A 1,490-nucleotide genomic window follows, 5' to 3' on the forward strand; every position below is an offset into this window, starting at 1 on the left:
CCGCTGCTCGCCGAGCCGTCGTCCGGGGCGCGCGGCGGCCCGGCCGCGCCCGCGGCCTACCGGGTGCTGCTCGGGGACCCCGACCTGGGCGGCCGGGTCCGGTCCGTGGTGCTCCTGGGCCGCCCGACGCTCACCCGGCCGGTGTCGGCCCTGCTCGCGCGGGACGACGTCGACCTGACCGTGGTGGCCCCCGCCGGCTCGGGCTGGCCGGACGCCGGTCGCGCGGCCGACCGGGTGCTGACCGGCGTGCCGGCGTCGTGGTTCGACGGCCCGCCCGACGACCCGGCGTGGCTCGCCGCGTGGCAGCGCGCCGGCGCCGCCGCGGGGTCCGCGGTGGACGCCGCGCTGGACGACGCCCCGGACGGGCCGGCCACCCGCGCCACCCCGCCGCTCGCCGGCCCGCGCGCCGTCCGGGCGGTCGCCGAGGCATCGCTGCCGGACGACGTGCTCGTCGTCGGCTCGTCCAACCCCGTGCGGGACCTGGACCTGGTCGCCCGCTGGGCGGAGCCGCCGCTCGTGCTCGCCAACCGCGGGCTGTCCGGCATCGACGGGATGCTGTCGACCGCCGCGGGCGTCGCGCTCGGCCTGCCGCGCCGGCGGGTGCGGGTGCTGGTCGGCGACCTCACGTTCCTGCACGACGTGGGCGGCCTGCTGCGGCTCACCACCGAGCCCGAGGTGGACCTCCAGGTCGTCGTGCTGAACGACGCGGGCGGGTCGATCTTCGCCACGCTGGAGCACGGGGCGCCGGAGCGGGCCCGCACGTTCGAGCGCGTGTTCGGCACGCCGCACGCCGTGGACGTGGCCGCGCTGTGCGCCGGCTACGGGGTGCGGCACGTGCGGGTCTCCGACGAGGCGGCGCTCGCCGTGGCGCTCGCCGCACCCGGGCGGGGCACCTCCGTGGTCGAGGTGCGGGTCGACCGCACCGACCGGCGGGCGCTGGGGGAGCGGCTGGTGGCCGCGGCCCGGACGGCGGCCCGGACCGCGGTGGCCGGCACCGCCGGCTGACCGGCGGCCCGCGGGTCATCGTGGATTCCTAGCGGACTCCCAGGATTCCCCGAGCGTCGCTCCAGCCACGGGGGGTCTCATAGTCCCCGAGAAGGAGGTAGACCCCATGAGCAGCAGCACCCCCGAGGGTCCGCGGGACGTCCAGGGCGCACCCGAGCCGCAGCGTGAGGACACCACCGCTGCGACGGAGGCCGTGCCCGCCGCGACGCCGTCCACCGACGAGACGCAGCGCATCGCCCCGACGCCGACCCAGCAGCTTCCGCACACCCCGGCCCCGCAGGCGGGCCCGGCCGCGCCCCAGCAGGGCGGCTACCCGGCCCCGTACCCGCACGGCGCACCGCAGCACCCCGCCGCGCAGCAGCCCGGCCAGCAGCCGCGCTACGGCCAGTACGCCCCGTTCGTGCTGCACCTGCCGAACGTGCTGCACCTGGCCTCGGACGTGACCGCGGTGCTGCGCGGGACCGGCGCGGACGCCGACGGCGGGC

1 protein-coding gene and 1 pseudogene are annotated in these 1,490 nt (G+C 79.3%); both read left to right on the forward strand.

Going from position 1 to position 1,490, the window contains the following annotated elements; genetic code table 11:
- On the forward strand, positions 1-1,005 hold a 1,005-nt coding region (locus FA014_RS19415), incomplete at its 5' end, for a 2-succinyl-5-enolpyruvyl-6-hydroxy-3-cyclohexene-1-carboxylate synthase (RefSeq protein WP_230323456.1).
- 106 nt (positions 1,006-1,111) lie between these two features.
- Positions 1,112-1,490: pseudogene (locus FA014_RS19420) on the forward strand (hypothetical protein); the annotation flags it as partial.

The sequence above is a fragment of the Cellulomonas hominis genome (assembly GCF_005239125.1).
Taxonomy (GTDB): domain Bacteria; phylum Actinomycetota; class Actinomycetes; order Actinomycetales; family Cellulomonadaceae; genus Cellulomonas; species Cellulomonas hominis_A.